Raw genomic sequence first — 2,253 nt, 5'->3', positions numbered from 1 at the left:
TTGGGGGCAAACTGAGTACCTTGACTATCAGCATTGGTCTTTGGATTAGCCGTGTCTGGAGTTAAGACTCCCAATTTTGCCAAATCTGCCACATACTTACGCAAATCTCGGGGGACTTTATCCAAGTCAGTAAATTTCTCTGGTTTTCCTGACCTGACCTGAGCTGGCTTACTCGCCACCTCAGAGGGTTGCTTTGGTTTCTGAGATGGTTGTGGTTTCTGGGATGGTTGTGGTTTCTGAGCTTGTGTGGGTTTCTGAGCTTGTGTGGGTTTCTGGGATGGTTGTGGTTTCTGAGCTTGTGTGGGTTTTTCAGCTTGTGTGGGTTTCTGGGATGGTTGTGGTTTCTCAGCTTTGGTATCCTTACCATCCCGGACGTACTGAATATCAAATGTGGTCACACTGCTGTTGGTAGCAACCGCTGGGGGCTTTGATGAGGAGGCAGCGGTGGATTTGCCAGTAGTGGCACCAGAAGGAATGGAAAGGGTAACGTCCAAGTCATTACGACGGACGATGAATGTGCCACCATCTTGATCCTCTGGCTGGTCGAGGACTTCCCAGCCTCCCGACTCAAAGGTCTTTTGGTAAAAGTTCTGAATTAAATTAATTGGGTCAGGGGATGACCAAATCGTCAACTTACCTGGACCAGCAGCATCTTTGAGGGGTTCCACTTGTTCCAAGGTTGCTTGTTGATAACGGGGAATCTCAGTGGGGAAGTCTTCTGGCAACGGTACTGACTTCGGTTTCTGGGGAGTAGTTTGAGGCTTATTTGGAGATGGCCCACCCAAGTTTTTGGGTGGGTTATCTTTCAGTGTGGGGTCTGCTCCCAAAGACCGCTGCAAAGCGTCACCTAGGTTAGTGTTGGCGCAGGCACTCAACACACCCAGAAGACAAACCGCTAAACTCGCACGTAGGACAGAGTGTGGAAACAGCACGGGCATTGTCCAACAACAGTACTTACCTCCTAAACTAACGCAAATTCACAAAAGGGCAATCAAGCGTGTTATCCTGGCTGAGTTGCCAAACTAGGAAAGATGTTTAGGGAAAGGGCGAGGTCACAATACCCAGTATTGTCAATTTAAATGTCTGTAAATTTAAATCTTGTATGGATGCACAGAAAAAGAAATTAGCAGCACCGAGTGAATCTTCTGAATCTGTTCAGGAGCAGCAAACAGATGCTCAGAGTCAACAATCGGACAAGGGTGGCACGCCATTTTGGAAGCAAGTACAGGAAAATTTCCAAATTATTGCGATCGCACTAGCCTTAGCTCTATTGATTCGAGTATTTGTGGCAGAACCTCGCTACATTCCCTCGGATTCCATGTACCCGACTTTGGGAATAGGCGATCGCTTAGTGGTGGAAAAAATCTCTTACCGTTTCCATACCCCAAAAGCCGGTGACATTATTGTGTTTGAAATACCGCCACAATTACAAATTTTGGGTTACTCAAAAGACCAAGCTTTCATCAAGCGGGTGATTGGCACATCCGGTGATACGGTTCAAGTCAAAGATGGCAAAGTTTATCGCAACGGTACTCCTCTAGACGAGGACTACATTGCCCAACCTCCCAGTTATCAGATGGGACTGGTGCAGGTGCCAGAAAATTACTTGTTTGTGATGGGAGACAACCGCAACAATAGCAACGATTCCCATGTTTGGGGTTTTCTAGGTAAAGACAAAGTCATTGGTCGTGCCTGTTTCCGTTTTTGGCCCTTTAGTGAACTTGGTTCGATCTGAACTTCGCCCTTCAACATCTCGGTAAATTTTCGGTTAATATCAAGCTCCTTGGTATCGTGATCACATCCCCAAGTGGGTAATGGGTAATGGGTAATGGGTAATGGGTAATGAGTAGCCAGTAATTACAATGACCAATTACCCATTACTAATATTAAGCTTGTGTGAACTTAAGCCCTCTACGGATTTCGGAAATTACTATAAGTTTAACTAATCAATTTTCATACTTACGCCTGATGCGAATTGGATGCTCAACGTATATAATTTAGCTCAACTAACGATGCTCGCTGTTCAAGCTGATTTTTTAAAGCCTTGAGATCACAAGGCTAACTTTAATCAACATCAGGGCTTACTTTCTAAAAGGTTGTCTGAGAAGTATCATTTGCTACATCCAAGCCCCCTAAATCCCCCAAAATTGGGGGACTTTTAGAAGCAAATTGACTCTTGTTCCCCCCAAATTTGGGGGGCTAGGGGGGCAAAATTAAGTATCAAAAAACTTTTCAGATATCCTCTAAGTAGGG

Annotated in this window: 1 protein-coding gene and 1 pseudogene; one reads left to right on the top strand and one right to left on the bottom strand. The window is 45.3% G+C overall.

The window, feature by feature from the left end; translation table 11 throughout:
* A pseudogene (locus tag F6K51_RS36185) lies at positions 1-878 on the bottom strand (S-layer homology domain-containing protein); the annotation flags it as partial.
* Between the two features lie 224 nt (positions 879-1,102).
* On the opposite strand from F6K51_RS36185, the gene lepB reads away from it, so the two are divergent.
* Positions 1,103-1,735, top strand: a complete 633-nt coding sequence (lepB, locus tag F6K51_RS36180; RefSeq protein ID WP_293030717.1) for a signal peptidase I — start codon at positions 1,103-1,105, stop codon at positions 1,733-1,735.
* Positions 1,736-2,253 lie beyond the last annotated feature (518 nt).

Origin of the sequence: Moorena sp. SIO3I8, assembly GCF_010692325.1 — a bacterium.
Classification (GTDB): domain Bacteria; phylum Cyanobacteriota; class Cyanobacteriia; order Cyanobacteriales; family Coleofasciculaceae; genus Moorena.
Note: the sequence above shows the minus strand (reverse complement) of the source record. Positions and strands in the feature narration are given on the sequence as shown.